Source organism: Variovorax sp. V213 (genome assembly GCF_041154455.1).
In the GTDB taxonomy this organism is placed as follows: Bacteria; Pseudomonadota; Gammaproteobacteria; order Burkholderiales; family Burkholderiaceae_C; genus Variovorax.
In genome coordinates, this window is the sequence record NZ_AP028664.1 from 1096052 (window position 1) to 1120457 (window position 24406).

A 24406-nucleotide genomic window follows, 5' to 3' on the forward strand; every position below is an offset into this window, starting at 1 on the left:
GGCTTTCTTTCGCCCAACCTCGAACGAACAACAGAACGGAACCCATGACTATCCAGAAGCGCCATCCCTTCACAAACCCCGCGCCGTTGCGCGCCGCCTGCCACGGCATTGTGCTGGCCTGCGCACTGCTGGCCGGCAACGCCATGGCCCAGAAGCCGCACCAGGGTGCGCTGGACGCGGCCACGCAGCAGAAGGAAGAGGCGCTCAAGCTGCTGGAGCGCATGGTCAACATCGACTCCGGCTCGGCCAGCACCGAGGGCCTGGACAAGGTGCGCGGGATTGCCGTCGAAGAGCTGCGCAAGCTCGGCGCGCGCATCGAGACCTTTCCGGCGGAGCCGCACCCCGGCACCAACGTGGTCGCCACACTCACCGGCCAGGGCAAGAAGAAGATCCTGATCCTCGCCCACATCGACACCGTGTTCAAGGAAGGCACGGCCGCGGCCAAGCCGTTCTACGTCAAGGACGGGCGCGCCTACGGCCCCGGCGTGATGGACAACAAGGGCGGCGTGGTCGCGGGGCTCCAGGCGCTGAAGATCCTGCAGAAGATCGGCTTCAAGGACTATGGGCAGATCACTTTCCTCATCGACACGAACGAAGAAGTGGGCTCGGTCGGTACCAGCGCGCTCATCGAGCGCGTGGCCAAGCAACACGACGTGGCGCTGAACCTGGAGCCGGGCCGCCCGGCCGATGGCCTCGTGGTGGAGCGCAAGGGCTCGGCCACCGCCCTCATCGAGGTGAAGGGACTGGCCTCGCATGCCGGCGTCGCGCCCGAGGCCGGCCGCAACGCGGCCATGGAAGTGGCGCACCAGGTGCTGCAGCTTTCGAAGACGGGGGATGCCGCAAAGAAGACCACGGTCAATTTCACGGTGCTCACGGCCAACGGCCCGACCAATGTGATTCCCGCAAGCGCCAGCGCCAAGGGCGACGTGCGCGCAGCCACGCCCGAAGAACTCGACCGCGTCGAGAAAGACCTGGCCCGCATCTCGCAGAACAAGCTGATTCCCGACACCGAAGTGCGTGTGCGCCTCATCCGCGGCCTGCCGCCGATGCCGCGCTCGCCTGCGTCGGACAAGCTGGTCGCCATGGCCGAGGGCATCTATGCCGAGATCGGCAAGAAGCTCACCATCGAGAGCAGCGGCGGCGCGGCCGACGCCAGCCTGGTGGCGGGCGTGGGCGTGCCGGTGCTCGACGGCTTCGGCATCGTGGGCGGCGGCATCCACACGCCGGAGGAATACGCCGAGGTCGAAAGCGTGGTGCCGCGGCTCTATCTGCTGTCGCGCATGCTGATGGACCTGAGCGCGAACTGAGCTTTTCGCCGCTTAGAATCCGCCGGGTCGCGCGATGCGATCCCCTTTTGCTGCACCCCCTGGCCACCGCGCCAGCATGGGTCGGCGAGGGCACCCAACCCAGATTTTCGAGGCAGGGCACATGCGTTTCGCCATCCGATGGATGGCGAGGCGGCATGTCGCTTCGCGATCTTGTTGTTGCCCTGAAGGAATCTCATGCCCGATCGTTTGCATGCGCTGCGCCTGCGCCACCAGCCCCTGTGTCTTGCCGTCCTCGCCGTTCTGGGCTCTGCCGCCCACGCGCAGGGTACCGGCACGCTCAAGGAAATCACCGTCACCTCCGAGCAGGAGACAGGCTACGCGCCATCGGTGAGCAGCACGGCCACCAAAGGCAGTGCGCCGCTGCGGGACATTCCGCAGGCGGTCAACGTGCTGCCGGCGCAGCTGCTGCGCGACCAGGGCGCCACGTCGATGCAGGACGCGCTGCGCAATGCGCCCGGCGTTTCATTCAATGCCGGGGACGGCCAGCGCGACCAGGTGGTCATTCGCGGGTTCACGGCCATCGCCGACTGGTTCGTGGACGGCGTGCGCGACGATGCGCTGTACTTTCGCGACCTGTCGGACACCGAGCGCATCGAAGTGCTCAAGGGCCCTGCCGCTGTGCTCTATGGCCGCGGATCGTCGGGCGGACTGGTCAACCGCGTGACCAAGAAGCCGATTTTCGAGCGTCCTTTCGGTGAGGTTTCGCTCGGCCTGGGCAGCCACGATTTCAAGCGGCTCACGGCCGACCTCAACCAGCCCATCGGCGAGAACATGGCCTTCCGCCTCAATGTGGCGCGCGAAAAATCGGGTAGCTACCGCGATCAGCAGTTCATCGACCGCTACAACATCGCGCCCTCGCTGGCGATGAAGTTCAGCCCGCAGACCGACTTGCTGCTGCAGTACACCAACACCTACGACCAGCGGCTGACGGACTTCGGCGTTCCCGCGCTCAACGGCCGCCCCGTCAACGTGCCCATCGGCACCTACTTCGGCTCTGCCTTCGCCAAGCGCGACGACACCACCACCACGCGCGTGCAGTCTTTCACGGCCACGCTGAACCACCGGTTCAGCGATACGCTGAGCCTGCGCAACACCACCCGCTACTACAGCTACAAGCTCGACCGCTTCAACACCTTGCCCAGCGGCACCACCGACCCGGTGCGGCTGACCGTGGGCCGCACGCGCGGCTTCGTCGACCGCGACGAAAGCGGCTGGTTCAACCAGACCGACCTGACGTGGCGCAACGAGCTCGGCGGCTTCAAGCAGGAATGGCTGGTCGGTGCGGAGTTCGGCAAGCAGGACAAGCGCCTGTATTCGGTGTCTTCCCCCACCGGCTACGAACGCGTGAGCATCCTCAACCCCGTGTCCGCGCCGCCGCCCATCCCGCTGGCGAGCTACCTGGCCAGCAGCGCGATTCCAAGCAACTCCACCTTTGAAACGTCGGCCCTCTACGCCCAGAACCAGATCACGCTGGCGCCGCAGTGGAAGGCACTGATCGGCGGACGCTACGATGTCTTCGGCCAGGAGACCTCGTTCGAGCGCACGCTGGCCCCGATGTCGCGAACCGATCGCAAGTTCAGCCCGCGTGCGGGCGTGGTCTGGCAGCCGACCGAAGCGCAGTCTTACTACCTGTCGTACAGCCGCTCGTTCCAGCCGTCGGCCGAAACCTTTGCGCTGTCTGCCAACAACGCGGCCAACGACCCGGAGATCACGGTGAACAAGGAGATCGGCGCCAAGCTCGACTTCCTGGACGGCGCGCTCAACCTCACGGCGGCGCTCTTCAACCTGGAGCGCTCGGGTATCAAGAACACCGACCCCGCCAACCCGACACGGCAGATCAACGTGGGCACGCAGCGCACCAACGGCATGGAACTGGCGCTGGCCGGCAAGCTGCCGGGCCGCTGGGACATCAGCGCGGGCTACGCCTACCTCGACGGTCGCATGGTCAAGTCGCTGGCCACCGTGAGTTCGCTGCAGCTGCCCATCGGTGCGGCCATGCCGGTGCAGGGCAAGGTGGCACCGCTCACGCCGCGGCATTCGGCCTTCGTCTGGCTGATGAAAGACCTGGGGCATGGCCTGAGCGCGGGCGGTGGCGTCAACTACGTGGCGGCACGCTATGCCTCGCTCAGCAACCTGGTGACGCTGCCTTCGTATGTCACCGCCGATCTGGCGGCGAGCTACAAGACCGCGAAGTACGAACTCTCCGTGAACCTGAAGAACATCACCGGCAGGAAGTACTACGTGTCGGCACACGGCAGCGTCGACAACCTGATCATGCCGGGTCCGGGGCGCGAGCTGCAGGTGGCCTTGACCGCGAAGTTCTGATCGGGCGCAAGGCCAAGAGAACGGCAAAGGCTCAGGCGCCAACTGAGCCTGCCTGCGCGAATTCCAGTTTCTTTTTGCAAGCGCTTGCTGCCACGATGCCCCCACACAACTGAATGGTGGAGAACATCGATGGCATCCGAACTGAACCAGATCACGAGCTGGTCGCTGCGCTGGCGCATCTTTCTTTCGGGCGCGCTATGCCTCGTGGCAGCGCTTTCCGCGGCGCAGCCGCCCGGTGCGAATATCGTGCTGCATGCCGACCAGCGCTTCCAGCTGGCACTGGAAGCGCAGGCGGCGCGCGACTACCGCACCATGCTCGAGGAACTCAGGCAGGCGGCTGCCGAGGACAGCGCCGAGGCGCAGGAGATGCTGGGCATGGTGCTGCTGGCCGGCTCCACGCTGTACGGCACTGAAGTGAAGGCCGATCGCTGCGAAGCCCGCAGGTGGATGCTGCGGGCCGCGTCGCAGGGCAGCGACACGGCCAGGGTCCAGCTCACTTTCCTGAACAGGCTGCGCCAGTCTCCTTCTGGAAGAAACGCCTGCGAGTGAGCCGGCATTCCGGGGCTGGTGACGTGCGGTTACCAGAGTGTGCGCGAGGATGCTGTCTCCGCGAATGCGGGGCTAGACTCGTGGTTCACGAAATCCTCGGCATGAGGCCGACTCATCATGAAACTCTGGTCGATTTCCATGGCGCTTGCTTTTGCCGGCGCCGCCCACGGCGCTGAAAACTGCGAAGCCCTGCGCACCCAGATCGAATCGAAGATCGCCGCGTCGGGCGTGACGCGCTTCAGCGTCACCACCATCGATGCCAATGCACAGGCCAATGGCCAAGTGGTGGGCAGTTGCGATCTCGGCAGCAAGAAGATCGTCTATCAGCGCGAAGGCGCTACCGCAGCGGACGGCGCCCCGGTGCGCCCTGCCGCGCCCGCCCCGTCGAACGAACGCATCCTGACGGAATGCAAGGACGGCACGGTGACCGTCGGCGGCAGCTGCAAGCAGTAAGCCGTTGCCCTGCCATCGCACTTTTTTCCGGAGCTCACCTTGTCCCGCAAAGTCTCTCGCATTGCACTCTCGGTTTCGGCCGCCGCCATCGGAAGCATCGCGGCGTACTGGACCATCCTGGCTGCACGCCAGGGGCACATCCTGTTCAACGTCGGAAAGCATCCGGTCGTTCATCTGTCCGACCACTTCTCCACCTACTCGCACACGGTGCCCGGCGGCATGGTCCGCGGCTACGTCTATCACCCTCAGGGCGAAGACTCGCTGCAAGACCTGTTCATCTATTTTGCGGGCCGCGGCGAGGACGTGCGCGCCACTGCGCAGGCGCTGCACTGGCTGCCCGACGGCTTCGGGTTTGCGGCCGTGAACTATCGGGGCGTGGCTGATTCGCAGGGCCATCCTTCCGAGATCGCGTCGGTGGCGGACGCGATCCAGTTTGCGAGCCACTTGCGCAAGGCGTTTCCCAAGGCGCGCCTGCACGTGGTCGGGCGCAGCCTGGGAACGGGCGTGGCCATCCAGCTGGTGGCGCAGCAGCATTTCTCCAGCCTGCAACTGGTCACGCCCTACGACTCGATGCTGGAGGTTGCAAAGCGGCGCTTTCCACTGGTTCCGCTGTCGCTGCTGCTGCGCCACCGGTTCGATTCGCTCATGCACTGCAAGGAGGTGGCCGCCAAAACCCAGGTGCTGCTGGCCGAGCACGATACCGTGGTGCTGCCCGAGCGCTCGCAAAAGCTCATCGCGGCCTGGCCGACGCCCATCAGCGTGCAGACCGTTCCCGGCTCCAACCACCACAGCATCATGGGACTCGAATCGACCTGGCTTCACCTGGTCGACTTTGCGCTGACGGCGATTCTTCCTGAACCCGAGCCAGAACCGGTCGAGCCGGTGGCCGCCTGAGCCGGCAAAAAAACCGCTCAGCCTGCGCTCAAGGCGGTAAACCCGCGCGCCAGATCGGCCAGCAGGTCCGAAGGCGCTTCGAGCCCCACATGCAGCCGCACCACGGCGCCGCGCGCGCTCCAGTCGGTCACGCTGCGGGCCGTGCGCATGTTGGCCCAGGCCACGAGGCTTTCATAGCCGCCCCACGATGAACCCCGGCCGAACAGCGAGAGGGCATCGACCATCCGCTCGACCGCGGCGTCTTGGATGCCGGGCTTCAGCTCGAACGAGAGCAGCCCGTTGGTGCCGCGGCAATCGCGCTTCCAGAGTTCGTGGCCCGGGTGCTGCGGAAGTGCGGGGCAGAACACGGCCGCCACTTCGTCCCGTGCCTCGAGCCAGCGCGCCACTTCGAGCGCATGCCGCTCGTGCATCTGCAGCCGGGCCGACAAGGTGCGGATGCCGCGCAGCACCAGCCATGCGTCGTCGGGGCTCACCGTCATGCCGAAGGCATCGCAGCGCTCGTTGAGCGGCTGCCAGGCTTCGCGCGTGGTGGCGACCGTGCCCATCATCACGTCGGAATGGCCCGAGAGGTATTTGGTCGCGGCCATCAGCGAGATGTCGGCACCCAGCGCAAGCGGCCGGTATTGGACGCCCGAACCCCAGGTGTTGTCCGCGGCCAGGAGCGCGCCGCGCGCATGGGCCAGCTCGGCCAGGCGGGGCAGGTCGCACATCTCGTACACCAGCGAGCCCGGGCACTCGGCATACACGAGCCGCGTGTTCGGCTCGAACCGTTCTTCCACGCCGCTGCCGTCCGCCGCAAAGAAGGTGCAGCGGATGCCGTAGGGATCGAGAAAGGAATGCACGAGGTTGCGCGCCGGCTCGTACACGCTGTCCGACATCAGCACGTGGTCGCCGGGCTTCAGGTACGACAGCAGCACCATGCCGATGGCCGCGAGGCCAGTGGGAAAGAGGCGCGTGCGAAAGCCGCCTTCGAGTTCGTTCACCGCATCTTCGAGCGCGAAGGTGGTGGGCGTGCCGCGTGCACCATAGCTGAAGACGCGCTCGTCGCCGCGCCGTGCGCGGGCATCGCGCATGGCGGCCACGCTGTCGAACACCACGGTGCTTGCGCGCACCAGCGGCGGGTTGACGGGCTTGCCGCCGGCATGGCGCGGCGACTTGCCGGTGTGGGCAAGTCGCGTTTGCAGCGCCTGCGCGGCGGGATCGGTGTGCGAAGAAGCAGTCATGTTGGTGAACGAAGGGCGTTATTCGCAAGGCCTCTATGGTGCGTCAATCGGCCTTGGCGCCGGAAAGCTTGACGACGCGCGACCAGCGATCGATGTCCTGGCGCAACTGCGCGGCAAAGGCTTCGGGCGTGTTGGCCACCACTTCGCTGCCGCCGTCGGTCACGAGCTTGGTCACTTCGGGCAGGCGCAGCGTGCGCACGATGGCTTCGTTCAAATAGGCCACGCGCTCGGGCGGCGTGCCGGCCGGCGCGAAGAAACCGTACCAGTCTTCGAAGCGGGCATTCGCGTAGCCCAGCTCCTCGAGCGTGGGCGCCTTGGCGAACACGCCGATGCGGCGCGGGCTGGTGACGGCCAGCACGCGCAGCTTGCCGCTTTGCACCATGCCGGCGACCGAGGCGGTGGAGGTCACGAGCACGTCGACCTGCCCGCCGAGCAGATCGGTGAGCGCGGGGCCGGCGCCCTTGTAGGGCACGTGGGTCATGTCCACGCCGCTGTCCTTTTGCAGCACCACGCCGACCAGGTGCGAGAGCGTGCCGTTGCCCGGCGAGGCATAGGTGACCTTGCCGGGGCTCGCCTTGGCGCGCGTGGCGAGATCGGCAAAGGTCTTGTAGGGCGAATTGGCTTCCACCACCAGGGCGAGCGGGGCCGCGTTGACCTGCGTGATGGGCATGAAGTTCTTCAGCGGATCGAAGCCCGGCGCCGAGTAGAGCGACGGGTTCACCGCCATGATCGACACCTGCGAGGTGAGCACCGTGTAGCCGTCGGGCTTGGCCTCGGCCACCGACTTGGCGCCGATGTTGCCGCCCGCGCCGCCGCGGTTGTCCACCACCGCGGCCTGGCCCATGATTTCCGGCAGGCGCGTGGTCACCAGCCGGGCCGTGGCGTCGTTGCCGCCGCCCGGTGGAAACGGCGAGACGAATTTCACCGTTTGCGAAGGAAAGCCGTTGCGCGCGGGCAGCGGCTGCGCCGCGGCAGGCTGCAGGGCCATGGCCGCCAGCCATGCGGCGACGACGGTAAGACGGGCAAGGCTCGAAAGGCGATCGGCAGACGACATGGCAGGACTCCCGGAATAGGAACGGACAACGGCGAACGAATGAAAGGAAAGATGCGAAACCGGCTCAGGCGTGAGGCGCGGCGGGCAGCCTGAAGGCCGCGCGCTCCTCTGCGTCCAGCTGTGCGACCAACCCGGTTTCCCAGGCGAGGTAGCGGCGAGCCGCTTCCTTGTTGCCGTCATGGCGGTCGTGCACGAAGAACAGGTAGTCGATGCACTCCGCATCGGCGGGCAACCCGGGCGTGGGTTCCACCGGCAGTCCGGCGCCGCGCCACGCGGCCATGCCGCCTTCGAGCAGCAGCGGGGCGGGCGAACGGCCGGCGAGCTCGGAGGCCGCGGCCCAGGCCGCGAGAGCGGCGTCGTCGGCCAGCAGCACCAGTTGCCGCGTTTCGCTTTTCACGTCATCGGCGAGGCGCGGGCGAATGGACCAGCGTGCCTGCGGAATGTGGCCGGCGCGGAACTGCATGCTCGGGCGCAAGTCGATCAGCGCCACGTCGCCTCGATCCAGGCGAGTGGACAGTGCCTGTGCATCGATGGTCTGCAGCGCGGGAGCCTTGGGGATGGCCGCAGGCGCAAGAGCAAGCCCGCTCGCGAGGCCGCCTTCGAGCACGCTCGCATCGTGTCCCATCTGCCGCAGCCAGCTCGCAATCGTCGGCGCGCGCACGCCGTCGTTGTCGAACAGCACGAGCCGCGCGCCGCGCACGCCGACGTACTGGTCGCCGGCCTGCATCAATTGCCCGCCGGGCGTGTGCTGTGCGCCGGGCAGGCTGCCGGCCGCGAATTCTTCGGGCGTGCGCACGTCGCAGAGAAACAGGGTGCGGCTCGCGTCGCCGGCCCATTGCTGCACGGTCTGCGCGGTGGCCGTGGGCACGTCGAAGCGTTCGGCCAACGTCTTGGCGGCGGGGCGGAGATCGGTGTTGCCGCTGTCCGCCGGGTAGTGCCGCGTGCCGCCGTGCTCCAGCGTGTGGTCGTTCAGGTACCAGCCCTGCGTGCCGTTCTCCAGTGCATAGACGGGGTTGGGCAGGCCGAGGTTGATGAGCGTCTGCGCGCCGATGATGCTGCGCGTGCGGCCCGCGCAATTGATGACGATGGGCGTGGTGGTGTCGGGCACCAGCTGGCGCACGCGGTAGGCGAGTTCGCCATTCGGACAGCAGGTGGCCGTGGGGATGTTCATCTTGTGGAACTCGCTCACGGGCCGGCCGTCGAGCACCACCACCTTTTCGTTGCGCGCCAGCATGCCGGCCAATTGGTCGGCACTGACGCGGGGTGTGTGATAGGCCTCTTCGGCCAGCTCGCCGAAGGTCTTCGAGGGCAGGTTGACGCCCGCAAAGAGCGCATGCCCCGCGGCCTTCCAGGCGCGGGTGCCGCCTTGCAGCACATGCACGTCGGTGTAGCCCAGCACCGCGAGCCGCCGGGCGGCGCGTTCGGCCACGTCGGAATCGCCATCGTCATACGCAACTACCCGCACGCCGCGGCGCGGCACGAGTCGCGGCGCATCGAGTTCGAGCCGGCTGAAGGGCAGGGGAATGCCATAGAACAGATGCGCCTCGCCGTACTGGCCGTGCTCGCGCACGTCGAGCAGTGCGATCTCGCTGCCATCGTGCAACCAGGATCTGAGGGTCTTCGGATCGATGTGAGAAGTCGTCATGGGCAAGGAGGGAAATCGATGAGGCGGATGCGGCAGGGCGAGCGGCTCCGTGCGAAGCCGCACAGGCGGCCCGCATCGAAAGAGTCAAAAAGAAAGGGAGGTGGCGCCTAGCGCCGCGTCTGCACGCCGATGCCCATCGTCTGGTACGTGCCGGCCGCAAGGTCGTACGCGGTGCGCTGGTTCAACGTTTCGAGCGCGCGGCCGTACATGTGCAGGTGGCGGATGACCTGCTCGCCCTGGATCTCGACCGAGTGGATGTCTTCGGGCATGAGCGCGATGCCAGTGCCCGGCGCGACCACGACCAGCGCGGTTTCCTCGAGCTTGCCGACGCCCGGCACCGAGCCGTCGTCGCGCCGCTCGTACACGCGGTTGTGCTCTGTGCCTTCCACCGCGGCAATGCAGGCCCAGGTGGTGTGGTTGTGGGGCACGATCTTCTTGCCCGGGCGCATCACGTTGAGGTAGAGCGCGTAGCTCTGGTCCGGGTCTTCGGCAATCAGGTAGCGGGCCTGGTGCTCGCCGGCTTCGGGCGGCGGAAAGTCGGCGGCACCCCAGTAGTCGGTGTGCGCGGCGAGCCCCTGCAGCGAGCCGAGCACCGCATCGAGCTTTTCGCGGGTGGGCTCAGCGCCGCCAATGGCTTTCTTCATCTGGGCGATGGACGCGGCGACCGCCTCGCGGCGCTGGTCGGACAGGGGGCTCATGCGGGTTTCTCCAATGGGGATGCTTGTCTGGGTGTGCGCTCACTGTAGTGACGCGGGCGTGACCCGACAATCCAGCCGGCGCACGAAATACATCAATAAAATTAATGTATGCCCACGCTCGATCTTGAACTGCTGCGCTCCTTCGTGGCGGTTGTCAGCCACCACAGCTTTGCGGCGGCGGCCGTGCACATGGGGCGCACGCAGTCGGCCATCACGCAGCAGATGCAGCGGCTCGAAGAGCAGGCGGGCCATCCGCTGTTCGCCAAGCAGGGCCGGCAGAAGCGGCTCACCGAACATGGCGAGCGGCTCCTGACCTACGCCCACCATCTGCTCGCCCTCAACGACGAGGCGCTGCGCAGCCTCCGGCAGGGCGAGCTCGAAGGCAACTTGCGCATCGGCGCGCCGCACGACGTGGCCGAGACCATGCTGCCGCTGCTGCTGTCCGAGATAGCGCGCACGTCGCCGCTGCTGCAGCTGGACATCCACATCGGCCGCAGCCCCTACCTCATGACCTCGCTCAAGAGCGGCGAGGTCGACATGATCATCTCGAACCGTGCCGATCCGCAGTTCGATGGCGTGGTGCTGCGCAATTCGCCGACCGTGTGGCTCTGCGCGGCCAGCTATGTGCACGACCCGGCCAAGCCGGTGCCGCTGATCATGGCCGACGGCCCCAGCATCTTTCGCCGCATCGGCCATGAGGCGCTCGATGGCGCGGGCGTGGCCTGGACGCCGCGCTACACCTCGTCGAGCCTGATCGGCATCAAGGCCGCGTTGCGTGCCGGCCTGGGTGTGACGGCGCGCGGGGTTGAGCAACTGGATGCGGGCCTGCGCGTGCTCGGCGCGGGCGACGGCATGCCGCGCCTGCCCGACCTGGCGTACTACCTGTACGTGCGCAGCCACGTGGTGAACCCGGTCACGCGGCAGGTGTTCGAAACCTTGAAGAAGCACCTGCGGCTGCCGCGCACCGACATGCCGGCCTGAACCCTTGGTGGGCCTAGGTGGCCCAGATGCGCGGAGAACTCGCGGGCAGTTGCCACAGCTCGGCGCGCCATGCCTGCCACGCCTGCCGCAGCAGCTGCATCGCGGGCTCAACCACCGGCGCGAGCACGCGCAGCACGACGATCTCCGCATGCGGGCTCGTCGCGCCCGCGCTCTCCTGCAGGCCATGCGACTCGATGGCGGTGCGCGCGAGGGCAAGCAGCGCCTCGCGCCGCGCCTTCGTGGACGGTGTGCCCGCCACGAAGAACAGCGATGCAATGCAGCGGTGCCCGCCGAAGCCCAGCGGGCTTTGCAAGAGGCGATGGTCCGCCGCGTCGATGCGGCCGCGCTCGAGCCAGACGCCGGGCACTTCGATGTGCTGCAGATAGGTGCCGCGCTCGAACGGCTGGTTGGCATTCGGCAAACCGAGCGCCGTCACGTCCCAGCCGATCATCTCGGCACCCGGTTCGGCCTCGATGGTGAGCCGGTTCTCGGCCCGGCATCCGCTGTAGCAGAGGGCCTCCAGCGGCAGCCACTCGAGCCGCGCGCCACTGGCGAGCCGGATGCGCGTGCGCTGCAGCGCCAGTTCGCCTTCGGAGCGGTAGAAGCGCGACGCGCCCGGCGTTGTGATCAGCCCATGGCTCCCATCCGCCGCCTCGATGTCGATGTCCAGCGTGTCGCCCCCGACCAGCCCGCCCGGCGGATGCACCAGCACGTTGTGGCAGATCGCGTCTCCTTCGGGGTACAGGCTTTGCAGAATGCGCAGCGGCCCGTCGTGCCGAAAGCGCGCAACGCTGCGCCCGGTTTCGTGCCGGTAATCGAGATGGAGACGTGCGTGCCAGGACATCCAGCGAGTCTATTCGCCCCGCGCGCTCTCTTTCCTTTGGAACTAGCTACCCCACGCTCCGTGGTGGGCGGCGCTCGCTTCGTCCAACAATGCGGGTCCGATGCATTCGATTGGATGCGCAGAGGCGCGGAACACGTCGCGGCACGACAGCTCCACATCGCGCTGGTCCTGCCGCTCGCCGCGGAACACGCGCAGGCGCTCGGCATCGATGCCGAACACCACGCGGCCGATGTTCGACCAGAAGATCGCGCCTGCGCACATCACGCAGGGCTCGCCCGATGCATAGAGGGTGGCGCCGGCGAGCTCTTCGCGCGTGAGGCCGCGCCCCGCGAGCGCGCGCAGGGCGTTGACCTCCGCATGCGCCGTGCAATCGCCGGTCTCGGCGTTGCTGTTGCCGGCTTCGGCCAGTACTTCGCCCGCGGCCGAGACGATGACCGATCCGAAAGGCCGGTTGCCGCGGCGCCGCGCCGCGTGCGACCAGACGATGGCCTTGCGCAGATAGCGCCCGTCGCGTTCGTCGAGCGTGGTTTCTTCAGGGAGTTCGGTATGGCTGCTGCCGGCGTTCATGTCTTGGCTATGTCTTGAGAAAGGTTCGTTCGCCGCGCGATGGAAGCATCGAAGTATTGAAGATGGCGTCGGACGCGGGCTTGATCTTGAGGCCGAATACGTCGACGACCTCGTCGACCTGCTGCTCGAGCGTGAGCTTCTTGATGTCGCCCAGGCCGTGGCTGCGCGTGTCGGCGGCACCTACATATTGCGCCGTGACGCCCCAGCGTTCAAGCTCCATCTTTTCGTCGAGGATGGGTTCGCGCTGGCGCATGGCTGCAATGCTGGGTGCGGGGTTGGCAAAGGTCTCGACGATGGCGCGGTTGGTGGCGCGCAGAAAGGCCGCAACCAGCCTGGGGTTCTGCGCGATCAGGTTGCTGCTCGCGAGAATGGCGTTGCCATACAGGTTGACGCCGGCGTCCGCATACTTGAGCACCGACAGCTCCTCGGGCTTCATGCGCGCGAAGAGCGAAATCGCGGAATCGTGAAAGTAAGTGGCGGCATCCACGTCGCCGCGCACCATCACGTTGTCGCGCGCGCTGAAGTCGGTGGTCTGCCACTGGAAGGCATCGCTGCGCATGCCCTGCTTGCGCGCCACCATCGGCCACGCGCGGCGGGTCGATTCGACGGCCGCGGCCGCCACCTTCTTGCCCGCCAGGCTCTTGAAATCGTTCGTCACGCCGCGGTCCTTGCGGCCGATGATCACGAAGGGCGCGCGGTTGTAGTACTGGTACACGGCCTGGACCATCGGGGTGCCGGGGTTCTGCGCATTGAACTCCACCAGCGAGCTGATGTCGCCCAGGCCCATCTGGTAGACGCCGCTCGCAATGCGCGTGATCGAGGCGACCGAGCCGGCGCCGGTGTCGATGGCCACGTCGAGCCCCTCGTCCCTGTAGTAGCCCTTGCTGTGCGCAAGAAAGAACGGCGCGGTCTGCCCGTTGATGCGGAAGTCGAGCGTGAACTTGAGCGGGGTCAGCTTGCCGCCGTTCTGGGCGAACACGGCAGGGGCGCCGAGAGGGAGCAGGGTGGCGGCACTGGCCGCAAGAAAAAGTCGACGTTGCATGTGGGGCCTCGGAATCATTGGAGTCTTGAATCCCCCGCACAAGGCAGAGGCACTTCAAGAGCAATTTCCGGGCGAGCGCACAACAGTGGTGCGTGCGCTGCTGAACGCTTCTACTCTTGCGCGAGTTCATGCACGACCCATGCCAGGCCATTGCGATCAGGGACTTGCGAAGGGCTTGGAAGATGAGCCGGCCCGCGCCACAATGCGGGCGCGCAATTTGCATGGCAAGTGGCGCAGAGTAGAAGCGTTCAGCCCCAGCGGCAGGAAATTGCTCTTTCAGGTTCGTTCGTACCCACGCGCAACAGAAGGAGTCCACGCATGCTCGTCACCCAACAACCCGTCTTCCGCAAGTTCTGGCATGCCGTCATGCCGCTCACCGAACTGGCCAACGGCCCCAGGCCTTTCACGCTGCTGGGCGAAGACATCGTTCTGTTTCTCGATGCCGCCGGCCAGCCCGCCGCGCTGCGCGACCGCTGCTGCCATCGCACCGCCAGGCTTTCGAAAGGCTGGTGCGTCGATACCGAAGGCCAGGCCTGCGGCCAGGGTGCCATCCAGTGCGGCTACCACGGCTGGACCTACGACCGCAGCGGGCAGGTGATCCGCATTCCGCAGTACGAGGTAGACCGCAAGATCTCGCCGGAGTACAAGACCACCGCCTACCGCTGCACCGCGCGCTACGGCTACGCGTGGGTGGCGCTCGAAGAACCCATTGCCGACATTCCCGCCATTCCGGAATTCGACGACCCTGGCTACCGCACCATCTTCCAGTTCTATGAAGAGTGGCAGACCAGCCCGATGCGCGCGCTCGAGAACTCGTTCGACAACTCGCATTTCAGCTTCGTGCACCGGGCCACCTTCGGCGTGGCCGCGAGCCCGAAGCCGAGCAAGTACGAACTGGTGGAGAACGAGGGCGGCTTCTACGCCGAGACCGTCATCGAGGCGGTCAACCCGGTCAAGTTCCAGGCCATCAGCGGCGTGACCGAACCGATCACCACACGCCACATGCGCAACGCCTACTTCCTGCCGTTCTCGCGCCGGCTCGACATCGAATATCCGAGCGGCGTGCGCCACATCATCATCAACTGCTTCACGCCCATCGACGACGGCCGCATGCAGCTGTGCCAATGGCTGTTCCGCAACGACACCGAGGCCGACTGCACCGCGCAGATGCTGATCGACTTCGACGAGGCGGTGACGCGCGAGGACAAGGACATTCTCGAATCCACCGATCCCGATGCACTGGTGGACACGCGCCGGCGCGGCGTCGAGTATTCGATGGAATCGGACCGGCCCGGCATGCTGATCCGCAAGCACCTGATGCAGCTGCTGGCGAAGCACGGCGAGGCGGAGGTCTATCGCGGCATGAACGGCGCGGCGATTCCGATTGCAAAGGCCGCCTGAGCGGCCGCTGCATCAGGCGTGGGCGGTTGCCGGGTTCGGGCGCGTTGCGCGCGGCGAGCCCTGCTCGTAGCGGTCCATCGCCAATCCGTCGGTGCGAATCTCCGGACGCTGGCCGGTCACGAGGTCGGAGATGAGCTTGCCCGAGCCGCAGGCCATGGTCCAGCCGAGCGTGCCGTGGCCGGTGTTGAGGAACAGGTTCGCATAGCGCGTGGCGCCGACGATGGGCGTGCTGTCGGGCGTCATCGGGCGCAGGCCGGTCCAGAAGGTGGCGCGCGGCAGGTCGCCGCCGGGGAACAGGTCGCTCACCACTTTTTCGAGCGTGGCGCGGCGGTGCGGATTCAGCCGCAGGTCGAAGCCGCCGAGTTCGGCCATGCCGCCCACGCGAATGCGGTTGTCGAATCGCGTGACGGCCACCTTGTAGGTCTCGTCGAGCACGGTCGATTGCGGCGCCAGCGCTTCATCGACCAGGGGCACGGTGAGCGAGTAGCCCTTGACGGGGTACACCGGGATGTCGAGACCCAGCGATGCGATGGCGGCGCGCGAATAGCTGCCGAAGGCCATCACGTAGCGGTCGGCCGTGAGGATCTTGCCGGCGCTGGTGCGCACACCTGTGATGCGGTCGCCCGCCATCTCCAGGCCTTCGACCGCCTGGCCGAAGCGGAAGTCCACGCCCATGCCGCGCGCGATGTCTGCGAGGCCCCGGGTGAACAAGTGGCAGTCGCCGGTCTCGTCGTTCGGCAGGCGCAGGCCGCCGGTGAGCCGGTCGCGAGCGCCGGCCAGCGCGGGTTCGACACGCGCGAGCGCATCGCGGTCGAGCAGTTCGTAGGGCACGCCGCATTCCTCGAGCACCGCGATGTCGCGCTGCACCGCGTCGAGCTGCGCCTGGGTGCGAAACAGCTGCAGCGTGCCGCCGGTGCGGTGCTCGTAGTGCAAGCCGGTGTCCGCGCGCAGTTGCTGCAGGCAGCCGCGGCTGTATTCGGCCACGCGCATCATGCGTTCCTTGTTGACCGCGTAGCGCTCGGGCGAGCAGTTGCGCAGCATCGCGGCCATCCAGCGCAGCTGGAACAGCGTGCCATCGGGGCGGATCGACAGCGGCGCGTGCTTCTGGAACATCCACTTGATGGCCTTGAGCGGAATGCCCGGCGCGGCCCATGGCGTCGAATAGCCCGGCGACACCTGCCCGGCATTGCCGAAGCTGGTTTCTTCAGCGGGGCCGGCCTGCCGGTCGAGCAGCGTCACGTCGGCGCCCGAGCGCGCGAGATAGTAGGCCGTCGTGGTGCCGATCACGCCGCCGCCGAGAACGATGACTTTCATGGGTAATTACGCGAATGAAGGTGAATGCATGGAATCTAAAGTGCACAATGCAGTGGATTTCATTGTTTTTATTGGTTCTGCAGTGAAATCCACTGCGAAGAATCGCCTTCATGCCCCGTGCGAAGTGAAATGCCCGAACTCGACCGCATCGACCGCAAGATCCTCGACCTGCTGCAGCGCCAGGGCCGCATTTCCATGACCGAACTCGCCGAGCGCATCGGCCTGTCGGCATCGCCTTGTGCCGAGCGCGTGAAGCGCATGGAGCGCGAGGGCGTCATCAGCGGCTACCACGCGCATGTATCGCCCGAGGCGCTGGGAAAGACGCTGCTGGTGTTCGTCGAAATCAAGCTGTCGGCCAAGTCGGGCGACGTGTTCGACAAGGTGCGCAAGGAACTGCTGCACATGCCCGAGGTGCTCGAATGCCACCTGGTTTCGGGCAGCTTCGACTACCTGGTGAAGGCGCGCCTGCGGGGCATGAGCGAGTACCGGCACCTGCTGGGCGACATCCTCAAGAAGCTGCCGGTGGCGGCCGAGTCGCACAGCTACGTGGTGATGGAGGAGATCAAGGAAACGCTGATGCTCGCGGTGGACCGCTGAGCGAGTTTCCTGCGGGCTACGATGGCGCTGCATTCACACCCCACAAGGACATCGGCATGAGCATCACGGTCCGGCGCGACGGCACCACGGGTACGCGTCACATTCTCAAGATCCGCAACCATGAAATTGCCATCGACGCCTCGCCGGCCGGCGGCGGCAGCGATGCGGGGCCCGAGCCCCACGACCTGTACGACGCCTCGCTGGCCGCCTGCAAGGCGCTCACCGTGCTGCTCTACGCGCGCCGCAAGGGCATGCCGGTGGAGGACATCGAGGTGGTGGTCGATCGCGACGACAGCGAGGAACGCAAGGGCGTCTACCGCCTGAAGTCGAGCCTGCGCCTGACCGGCGAACTCACCGAGGCGCAGCGCGACGAGCTGCTGCGCGTCGCGGGCAAGTGCCCGGTGCACCGGCTCATGACCGAGGTGAAGACGGAGATCGAAACCGGCTGGGCTTGAGCGGTCCGCTCACTCAGCCCGCAGCGCTCGCGCGCCTGGCGTAGCGCTCGCCCCAATCGGCCAGGGGGCCGAGCGCTGCATTGAGCGATGCGCCGAGCCTGGTCTCGGAGTATTCCACCCGCGGCGGCACTTCGTGGAACACCTCGCGGTGCACGAGGCCGTCCGCCTCCAGTTCGCGCAGCTGCTGGATCAGCATCTTCTCGCTGATGTCGGGCAAGAGCCGTTTCAGCTCGCCGAAGCGGCGCGCCTGCACATGGAGCTCCCAGAGGATCACAGCCTTCCACTTGCCGCCGATGACCTCGAACGCGGGCCCGATGCCGCAGTTGTAGGGCTTCTTTGCCTTCATGCGTCGTTCCAATACATACGTTTTGGTAAGTACCTCACTTTATGGTAGGTACTTGACCATTGGCAAGTGGTATTCCTACGATGCAGGCGTCATCACAACCTACAGTATCTGCACTGGAATCACCATGAGCAACGAGGAGGTTTCCGTTCTGGGCCTGGGCTCGATGGGCAGCACCATCGCACGGCTTTATCTGGACCAGGGCTACAAGGTCACGGTGTGGAACCGCACGGCGGAGAAAGCCGATGCGCTGGCCGCGAAAGGCGCAGTGCCGGCGCGCAGCGCAGCCGAAGCGGTGCGCGCCGCGAAGGTCGCGGTGATGTGCGTCTACGACTACCGCGCCGCCGATGCGATCCTTGCATCGGACGGCGTCGCCGCGGCGATGGATGGCCGCCTGCTGGTCCAGCTGACCACCGGCAGCCCCCGCGACGCGCTCGCGGCCGAGGCCTGGGCCCATCGGCATGGCGCCAGCCATCTCGAAGGCGCGATCCAGGCCGCGCCGGACCAGATGGGGCAGCCCGACACCCCAATCCTCATGTCGGGCGCGCAAGCCGTTTTCCGCGAGGCCGAGCCGCTGCTGAAGGCTTTGGGCGGCGGCATCGTGTACCTGGGCGAGAAGGCCAGCGCCGCGGCGGCCATGGACCTGGCGACGCTCTCCACCATCTATGGCACGCTGCTCGGGTTCATGCACGGCGCGCGCATCGCCGAGCACGAGGGGTTCGACGTGGCCGAGTACGGCCGCATCGTGGCCGGGATCATGCCGACCTTCGCTGCCTTCCTTCAGCACGAGGGCGCCGTGATCCAGTCCGGCGACTTCGCAGTCTCGCAGAGTCCGATGCGCATCTCGGTCGAGGCGACGCAACGCATCCTGCAGACGGCGAAGGAGGCGGGCATCAGCACCGAATTCCCCGCTTTCGCCGCGGGCCTTTTCAAGCGCGCCGATGCGGCGGGGCTCGGCGGCGAGGAGATCGCGGCGCTGATCAAGCTGCTGCGCTGACACGGCGGGCGACCCGCCCCCGCCCATGCGGTGCACCTGAAACCTCCCCCGGGGCACGGCCAAAAGGCGTGGTCAGGTCCAATTTGGGGCGACGAATTACACTAGCCGGCTACCCCCGCGCCGTCTACAGGACACTTTCAACAATGAAGTGGGTCATTCTTGCCATCTTCGCGCTCAGCGCGCTCTACGTTCATTTCCGCGGCCAGGTCCGGCATCGTTTCTTCAGGCAGCTGTCTGATCACTCGACCTTCCTGGCGCCGTTGAACGCCTTCATGTACATCTTCTCGAAGGTGCCGAGCACGCCGTACCTGTCGCCCGCGCAGTTTCCCGAAATGCGCGTGCTCGAGGAGAACTGGCAGGTCATCCGCGAAGAGGCGCTCGCCATGCGCAACGGCGGCAGCATCAAGGCCTCGAGCCAGTTCAACGACGTGGGCTTCAACTCCTTCTTCAAGAGCGGCTGGAAGCGCTTCTACCTCAAGTGGTATGACGAGGCGCATCCCTCGGCGGCCGTGCTGTGCCCGCGCACCACCGAGCTGCTCAAGGGCATCGGTACCATCAAGGCGGCTATGTTCGCCGAGCTGCCGCCAGGCAGCCGCCTCGTGCGCCACCGCGATCCCTTCGCCGGTTCGCTGCGCTACCACCTGGGCCTGTGGACGCCGGGCGTAGAGGGCTGCTACATCGACGTGGACGGCCAGCGCTACCACTGGCGCGACGGCGAGGCCGTGGTGTTCGACGAAACCTACATTCACTACGCCGAGAACACGACCGATCACGACCGCGTGATCCTGTTCTGCGACATCGAGCGCCCGCTGAAGTACCGCTGGGCCAGCGCCGTGAACCGCTGGTTCGCCAAGAACCTGCTCGCCGCCGCCAGCTCGCCCAACGAGGCAGGCGACAAGACGGGCGGTATCAACCGCGCGTTCAAGTACATCTACCAGATCCGCGTGGTCGGCAAGCGGCTCAAGGCCTGGGACAAGCGCGTGTACTACCTCGTGAAGTGGTCGATCTTCGGCGGCCTCGCCCTCTGGATCTTCTGGTAAGGCGCAAGCCGCGCTTCGCGGTGCCCGCCGGCCACCGCGGCCAGCCCATGTCCCTCGCAGACAAACACCTGCCCCTGCCGATCGACCGTGCCAGCGCCCAGGCGCTGATCGAGGCCGTACAGTCCGAAGCCGCGGCGCAGCGGCTCGCCTTGCGCGTGCCCCCGCCCGAGCCCACCACCTGCTGCGGGCGCGGCTGCAACGGCTGCGTGTGGGAGGGCTGGCTCGCGGCCATCGCGTACTGGCGCGACGAGGCGTCTCTGCTGCTGGCTTAGCGAGATTCCCAGAAGCCGCGGTGCGTGGCGATCATCTCTTCCGCCACCTCGGGCACCGGGCCGATGACCTCGATCTTCTTCTGTCCGCGCGCGAACACCTCGCGGCAGGGCAGGCTCAGCGTGGGGTTCTCGGGGTGGTCGCCCGTGAGCGCGAGCAGGGCGCTTTCCTCGGCGCCATAGACGATGCGGCCGATGTGGGCCCAGTAGCTGGTTCCCGCACACATCGCGCAAGGCTCGAAGGTCGTGACCAGCGTGCATTGCCAGAGGTAGTCGGCCGGCCAGTTCTGCGCGGCGTGGCGCGCCAGCGTGGCTTCCGCGTGGTTCACCGTGTCGATGTTGCCCTGCTCGGCCAGGATGGTTTCGCCGTCGGGCGCAACGAGCACGGCGCCGAAGGGATGGCGGCCGATGGCCATGGCGCGCCGGGCGACCTCGTCGGCGCGGCGCAGTGCGCGGATGATCTGGTCGCGTGTCATTCGCCGCGCATCATTGGTTCTGGGAGCCTCGATGCGCCCAGCCGGTCGTATGCTTCTCGATCACGCTGAAGAGTTCGTACATCAGCATGGCCATGGCGCCGACCACCATCAGGCCCGCGAAGGCCAGGCCCATCTGCATGGCCGAGCCGGCCGAGATGAGCAGGTAGCCGATGCCTTCGTTGGCCGCGGTCATCTCGCTCACCGTGGTGCCGACGAACGCCAGCGTGATCGCCACTTTCAGCGAGCCGAAGAAGTAGGGCATGGAGCGCGGCAGGCCGATCTTCATGAGCACGTCCCAGCGCTTGGCGCCGAGCACGCGCAGCACGTCTTCAAGCTCGGGCTCCAGCGTGGCGAGGCCGGTCGCGATGTTGACCATGATCGGGAAGAAGCTGATCAGGAAGGCCGTGAGAATGGCCGGGCCGACGCCGATGCCGAACCACACCACGAGGATGGGCACGAAGGCCGCCTTGGGCAGCGCATTGAAGGCCGTCATGAGCGGATAGATCGCCGCATACGCGATGCGCGAACTGCCGATCACGAAGCCCAGCAGCACGCCCACCACGATGGCCAGCCCGAAGCCCGCCATCGTGACCCAGAAGGTGCGCCACGCATGGCCCGCGATGATTTCCTTGAATTCCCAGAACTGGGTCCAGATGCGCAGCGGGCTCGGAAAGATGAAGTCCGACACGCCGAAGCCCGCGCAGATTACCTGCCACAGCAGGATGACTGCGATGAGCAGCAGCCAGGGCGACCAGCGTTCGAGTTGCTTGGTGTTCTTCATGGCGCGCTCAGTGAGACGCTGCGGCAGCGGTTTGCGCCGCGCTGATGCCCGTATTGCGGATGGCGCCAATGTGCCCGCGCAGCTCCAGCACGATGTCGGTGAATTCCTTGGTGTAGGTGAGCTCCAGCTCGCGCGGACGCGGCAGCTCGATTTCGCGCTTGACCACAAAGCGGCCCGGGCTCTTGCTCATGACGTACACCGTGTCGGCCAGGAACACCGATTCGCGCAGGTCGTGCGTCACCAGGATGACGTTGAACTGCTGCTCGGTCCAGAGGTCGCGCAGGATGCACCAGAGCTCCTCGCGCGTGAAGGCGTCGAGCGCCCCGAAAGGCTCGTCGAGCAGCAGCATCTTGGGCTCGTGGATGAGCGCACGGCAAATGCTTGCGCGCTGCTGCATGCCGCCCGAGAGCTGCCACGGAAACTTGTCTTCGTAGCCCGCGAGGCCCACCTTCTGCAGCAGCTTGCGCGCGCGCTCGACGTATTCCTTGCGCCTGGCCTTGAAGTTCGAGCGGTAGGGTTCGACGATTTCGAGCGGCAGCAGCACGTTGTCGACCGTGGTGCGCCACGGCAGCAGCGAAGGCGCCTGGAAGGCCATGCCAGAGATCTTGAGCGGCCCGGTCACGGGCTGGCCGTCGATGCGGATCTTGCCCATCGACGGCATCTTGAGACCCGTGGTGAGCTTCATGAAGGTCGACTTGCCGCAGCCCGAGGGGCCGACGATGGCAATGAACTCGCCGCGCTTCACCTGCAGGTCGATGGCTTCGACCGCGAAGTGGTTGGCGCGCAGCAGCTCTTCGTTGTAGGCGAGCCAGACGTCCTGGAAATCGACGAAGGGAGCAGCAGCCGCGCCCGATGCGTCCGCCATCACTTGCGCAGCACGCCGTTGAGTTCGGCCGCCGGCGGCAGCAGCGCGGCGGTCCACACGGCGTCGGGGCTCACACGCGTCTTGGTGTTGAACGCATCCGACACCTGCGAGGCCATCAGCGACATGCGGCCTGCGTTCACCGCGCCGAAGCCTTCGCTGCGCGCGTCGGCGCTGTTGATCACGGTGTCGATGGCCAGCTGCAGGCGGCGGGTCTCGAGCTTGCTGTCGATGATGCCGTCGCGCGCCTTGACCGATTCGATGGCGACCGCCGGGTTGGCGATGACTTCCTTCGCGCCCTTGGCAAAGGCCGAGAGGAATTTCTTCACCGCCTCGGGGTTCTCCTTGATGAGCTTGGGTGACGCGATGATCACGTTGCCGTAGAGCTTCACGCCGTGGTCGGGGTAGGGCAGCACGACGATGTCGGCGGCCTTGGCGCCGCGCGCCTCCAGGTTCAGGAGCGAGGTGAAGGTGAAGCCCGTGATCGCATCGATGTCGCCGCGGATCAGCATGGTTTCGCGCAGCGTCGGGTCCATGGCGGTCCAGTTCACGGCGCCGATGTTGTTGGCCTTGGCAAAGATCGGGAACGCGCGGCGGCCTGCGTCGAACACCGGCGCGCCGAGCTTCTTGCCGGCCAGGTCGGCCGGCTTGGCGATGCCGCTCTTCTTGAGCGCCATGACCGAGGCCGGCGTATTGTTGTAGACCATCATCACCGCGACGGGCTTGTTCGGGCTGTCGGGGTTGTTGGCGTGGAATTCCATCAGCGCCGCCAGGTCGGCAAAGCCCATGTCGTAGGCGCCCGAGGCCACGCGCGTGACCGTGCCGCCCGAGCCATTGCCCGCGTCGATGGTCACGTCGAGCCCGGCGGCCTTGAAGTAGCCCTTGGCGGCAGGGTGCAGGAACAGCGCGGCCGGTCCTTCGAAGCGCCAGTCGAGCTGGAACTTGATCGGCGTCGCGGGCTGGGCAAGGGCCGAGGAAAGGCCGAAGCTGAGGGCCGAGGCGGCGAGGAAGGACTGGAGCAGTTGGCGCTTGTTCATGCGAGATCCGTGAAGGTGAATGCTTCAGCATTCAAGCAAAAACGGTGCCCGCACGCGATTGGTGCGAACCCTTCCGCGGAACTGTCGCGGTGCGCAGCGGGGGCAATGTCGCACCCTCTTTGGGAGTTCTCGCATGTTTCCAGCCTCAAGGAGCCTGAGGTTTGAACCAGCATGGGGCGCAAGCATGGTTGCCGGCCCCCGGACACCCTTGGCTCAGAGCGCCGCGCCGATCTTGCGCAGCTCGGCGATCTGCGGCGCCTTGGGCAGCCAGATCTTGTCGAACTCCGCAATGATCGGCGCGGGGTTGTAGCCGGCGTCGCTCTTGATGGTGATGCCGCTGGCCCTGAACTTGTCGACCAGTCCGAGTTCGGTGGTCACGATGTCCCTGATCTGCGCGTCCAGCGATTGCTTCACCAGGTCGGTGATAAGCGCCTTGTCCTTGGCGTCGAGCGTCTGCCAGATGCGGCCCGACACCAGCGGCGCGAAGGGCATGAACAGCGCGTTCATCGGCAGCATCGTCTTGGCGACGCGGTCGAAGCGCTGATTCCACGAGAACTCGATATCCGCCTCGAGCCCATCGACCTGGCCGTTGGACATGGCGTCGAAAACGCCCGGCGTCGGAATGGGCGTGGGCGCGGCACCGAGCAGCTGGTAGAAGTCGCGGTACACCGGCGTCGGGTTGATGCGCAGCTTCATGCCCTTGAGGTCGGTGGGCGCCGAGATGGGCTTGGTGGAAAACACCACGCGCATGCCGGTGATGCCCCAGCCCAGTCCGATGGTGCCGGTTTCACGCGGCAGCACGTCGAGCAGCTTCAGCGCGGCGGGCGTGCGGACCAGCGAAGCCACGTTGGTGGTCGAGCGCACGAGGTAGGGCGCGTTGATGGCTGCCACGCTGGACACGCGCGAGCCGAGTTCGGCGGCCTGGATCCACCCCATGTCCAGCGCGCCGGACTGCAGCTGCTGCATCATGGCCGACTCGTTGCCCAGCTGGCCCGAATGGAACACGGTGGCGCTCAGGCGGCCGTCCGTGGCCTTTTTGAGCGACTCGCCGAAGCTCACCGCGGCGCGGTTCCACGAGTGGCCGGCCGGCGTGATGATGCCGAGGCGGAATTCCTTGGCGGCCGCGGCTCGCGACACGGTGGTGAAGAGAGCGGACGACGCGGCGGCGGTTCCGGCGGCGGCCTGGACGAATTTGCGGCGGGAAAGGGACATGCGAGGCTCCGGTTGGGTG

Annotated in this window: 26 protein-coding genes; 12 read left to right on the forward strand and 14 right to left on the reverse strand. The window is 66.6% G+C overall.

Features of this window, described 5'->3' with window-relative positions:
- The first annotated feature begins 143 nt into the window (after positions 1-143).
- The 5 genes from ACAM55_RS05370 to ACAM55_RS05390 all read left to right on the forward strand — a co-directional run bounded on the left by ACAM55_RS05370 (position 144) and on the right by ACAM55_RS05390 (position 5549).
- Positions 144-1307: a glutamate carboxypeptidase gene (locus ACAM55_RS05370; protein ID WP_369656342.1), complete on the forward strand. Its 1164-nt coding sequence runs from the start codon at positions 144-146 to the stop codon at positions 1305-1307.
- Between the two features lie 195 nt (positions 1308-1502).
- Positions 1503-3653, forward strand: coding sequence for a TonB-dependent receptor (locus ACAM55_RS05375; RefSeq protein ID WP_369655012.1), 2151 nt, complete (start codon positions 1503-1505; stop codon positions 3651-3653).
- A 129-nt stretch (positions 3654-3782) separates the two neighbouring features.
- Positions 3783-4202, forward strand: coding sequence for a sel1 repeat family protein (locus tag ACAM55_RS05380; RefSeq protein ID WP_369655013.1), 420 nt, complete (start codon positions 3783-3785; stop codon positions 4200-4202).
- A 117-nt stretch (positions 4203-4319) separates the two neighbouring features.
- The gene (locus ACAM55_RS05385) at positions 4320-4655 is read left to right on the forward strand and encodes a DUF1161 domain-containing protein (protein ID WP_369655014.1); all 336 of its coding nucleotides are present in this window, start codon (positions 4320-4322) and stop codon (positions 4653-4655) included.
- A 39-nt stretch (positions 4656-4694) separates the two neighbouring features.
- Complete coding sequence (locus ACAM55_RS05390; protein ID WP_369655015.1) at positions 4695-5549, forward strand: alpha/beta hydrolase; 855 nt, start codon at positions 4695-4697, stop codon at positions 5547-5549.
- A 17-nt stretch (positions 5550-5566) separates the two neighbouring features.
- Here the strand turns inward: ACAM55_RS05390 and metC are convergent, their stop codons facing one another.
- From metC to ACAM55_RS05410, 4 genes are all read right to left on the reverse strand, one after another.
- A complete protein-coding gene (gene metC / locus ACAM55_RS05395) occupies positions 5567-6772 on the reverse strand; it encodes a cystathionine beta-lyase (RefSeq protein WP_369655016.1) in 1206 nt (401 codons plus the stop codon).
- Positions 6773-6815: 43 nt separating this feature from the next.
- Positions 6816-7826, reverse strand: a complete 1011-nt coding sequence (locus ACAM55_RS05400) for a Bug family tripartite tricarboxylate transporter substrate binding protein (RefSeq protein WP_369655017.1) — start codon at positions 7824-7826, stop codon at positions 6816-6818.
- A 64-nt stretch (positions 7827-7890) separates the two neighbouring features.
- On the reverse strand, positions 7891-9471 hold the full coding sequence (locus tag ACAM55_RS05405; RefSeq protein WP_369655018.1) for a rhodanese-like domain-containing protein: 1581 nt from the start codon (positions 9469-9471) through the stop codon (positions 7891-7893).
- Between the two features lie 107 nt (positions 9472-9578).
- Positions 9579-10169: a mercaptosuccinate dioxygenase gene (locus ACAM55_RS05410; RefSeq protein WP_369655019.1), complete on the reverse strand. Its 591-nt coding sequence runs from the start codon at positions 10167-10169 to the stop codon at positions 9579-9581.
- A gap of 108 nt (positions 10170-10277) precedes the next feature.
- On the opposite strand from ACAM55_RS05410, the gene ACAM55_RS05415 reads away from it, so the two are divergent.
- The gene (locus ACAM55_RS05415; RefSeq protein ID WP_369655020.1) at positions 10278-11150 is read left to right on the forward strand and encodes a LysR substrate-binding domain-containing protein; all 873 of its coding nucleotides are present in this window, start codon (positions 10278-10280) and stop codon (positions 11148-11150) included.
- A gap of 13 nt (positions 11151-11163) precedes the next feature.
- Here the strand turns inward: ACAM55_RS05415 and ACAM55_RS05420 are convergent, their stop codons facing one another.
- The 3 genes from ACAM55_RS05420 to ACAM55_RS05430 are packed head-to-tail and all read right to left on the reverse strand — an operon-like array spanning position 11164 to position 13603.
- Entirely contained in the window at positions 11164-11994 is an 831-nt protein-coding gene (locus tag ACAM55_RS05420; protein WP_369655021.1) for an urease accessory protein UreD, read from the reverse strand.
- Between the two features lie 42 nt (positions 11995-12036).
- A complete protein-coding gene (locus ACAM55_RS05425; protein ID WP_369655022.1) occupies positions 12037-12561 on the reverse strand; it encodes a nucleoside deaminase in 525 nt (174 codons plus the stop codon).
- Between the two features lie 7 nt (positions 12562-12568).
- The gene (locus tag ACAM55_RS05430; protein ID WP_369655023.1) at positions 12569-13603 is read right to left on the reverse strand and encodes an ABC transporter substrate-binding protein; all 1035 of its coding nucleotides are present in this window, start codon (positions 13601-13603) and stop codon (positions 12569-12571) included.
- A 318-nt stretch (positions 13604-13921) separates the two neighbouring features.
- Between ACAM55_RS05430 and ACAM55_RS05435 the strand changes: the two genes are divergently transcribed.
- Positions 13922-15004, forward strand: coding sequence for a Rieske 2Fe-2S domain-containing protein (locus ACAM55_RS05435; RefSeq protein ID WP_369655024.1), 1083 nt, complete (start codon positions 13922-13924; stop codon positions 15002-15004).
- A 12-nt stretch (positions 15005-15016) separates the two neighbouring features.
- On the opposite strand, the gene ACAM55_RS05440 is transcribed toward ACAM55_RS05435, so the two are convergent.
- On the reverse strand, positions 15017-16318 hold the full coding sequence (locus tag ACAM55_RS05440) for a D-amino acid dehydrogenase (protein WP_369655025.1): 1302 nt from the start codon (positions 16316-16318) through the stop codon (positions 15017-15019).
- Positions 16319-16447: 129 nt separating this feature from the next.
- Here ACAM55_RS05440 and ACAM55_RS05445 point away from each other — a divergent pair, with 129 nt between their 5' ends.
- The gene (locus tag ACAM55_RS05445) at positions 16448-16915 is read left to right on the forward strand and encodes a winged helix-turn-helix transcriptional regulator (protein ID WP_093015244.1); all 468 of its coding nucleotides are present in this window, start codon (positions 16448-16450) and stop codon (positions 16913-16915) included.
- Between the two features lie 56 nt (positions 16916-16971).
- Positions 16972-17370, forward strand: a complete 399-nt coding sequence (locus tag ACAM55_RS05450; RefSeq protein WP_369655026.1) for an OsmC family protein — start codon at positions 16972-16974, stop codon at positions 17368-17370.
- Positions 17371-17383: 13 nt separating this feature from the next.
- Here the strand turns inward: ACAM55_RS05450 and ACAM55_RS05455 are convergent, their stop codons facing one another.
- Positions 17384-17716: a winged helix-turn-helix transcriptional regulator gene (locus ACAM55_RS05455; RefSeq protein ID WP_369655027.1), complete on the reverse strand. Its 333-nt coding sequence runs from the start codon at positions 17714-17716 to the stop codon at positions 17384-17386.
- Between the two features lie 124 nt (positions 17717-17840).
- On the opposite strand from ACAM55_RS05455, the gene ACAM55_RS05460 reads away from it, so the two are divergent.
- The 3 genes from ACAM55_RS05460 to ACAM55_RS05470 all read left to right on the forward strand — a co-directional run bounded on the left by ACAM55_RS05460 (position 17841) and on the right by ACAM55_RS05470 (position 20022).
- Positions 17841-18710 carry an NAD(P)-dependent oxidoreductase gene (locus ACAM55_RS05460; RefSeq protein WP_369655028.1) on the forward strand — a complete coding sequence of 290 codons (870 nt, stop codon included), beginning with the start codon at positions 17841-17843 and terminating at the stop codon, positions 18708-18710.
- A gap of 143 nt (positions 18711-18853) precedes the next feature.
- Positions 18854-19750 (forward strand): lipid A hydroxylase LpxO, encoded by an 897-nt coding sequence (gene lpxO / locus ACAM55_RS05465; protein WP_369655029.1) that lies wholly within the window; start codon positions 18854-18856, stop codon positions 19748-19750.
- Positions 19751-19797: 47 nt separating this feature from the next.
- Positions 19798-20022 (forward strand): oxidoreductase-like domain-containing protein, encoded by a 225-nt coding sequence (locus tag ACAM55_RS05470; protein ID WP_369655030.1) that lies wholly within the window; start codon positions 19798-19800, stop codon positions 20020-20022.
- Here ACAM55_RS05470 and ACAM55_RS05475 read toward each other — a convergent pair.
- The 5 genes from ACAM55_RS05475 to ACAM55_RS05495 all read right to left on the reverse strand — a co-directional run bounded on the left by ACAM55_RS05475 (position 20019) and on the right by ACAM55_RS05495 (position 24387).
- Positions 20019-20495 carry a nucleoside deaminase gene (locus tag ACAM55_RS05475; protein ID WP_369655031.1) on the reverse strand — a complete coding sequence of 159 codons (477 nt, stop codon included), beginning with the start codon at positions 20493-20495 and terminating at the stop codon, positions 20019-20021. The two genes, ACAM55_RS05470 and ACAM55_RS05475, sit on opposite strands and share 4 nt — an antisense overlap.
- Positions 20496-20505: 10 nt before the next feature.
- Positions 20506-21276 (reverse strand): ABC transporter permease, encoded by a 771-nt coding sequence (locus tag ACAM55_RS05480; RefSeq protein ID WP_369655032.1) that lies wholly within the window; start codon positions 21274-21276, stop codon positions 20506-20508.
- Positions 21277-21283: 7 nt separating this feature from the next.
- The gene (locus tag ACAM55_RS05485; protein WP_369655033.1) at positions 21284-22141 is read right to left on the reverse strand and encodes an ABC transporter ATP-binding protein; all 858 of its coding nucleotides are present in this window, start codon (positions 22139-22141) and stop codon (positions 21284-21286) included.
- Complete coding sequence (locus ACAM55_RS05490; protein ID WP_369655034.1) at positions 22141-23175, reverse strand: ABC transporter substrate-binding protein; 1035 nt, start codon at positions 23173-23175, stop codon at positions 22141-22143. The genes ACAM55_RS05485 and ACAM55_RS05490 overlap by 1 nt, the downstream gene beginning before the upstream one ends.
- A 213-nt stretch (positions 23176-23388) precedes the next feature.
- Entirely contained in the window at positions 23389-24387 is a 999-nt protein-coding gene (locus tag ACAM55_RS05495) for a TRAP transporter substrate-binding protein (protein WP_369655035.1), read from the reverse strand.
- Positions 24388-24406: the final 19 nt, after the last annotated feature.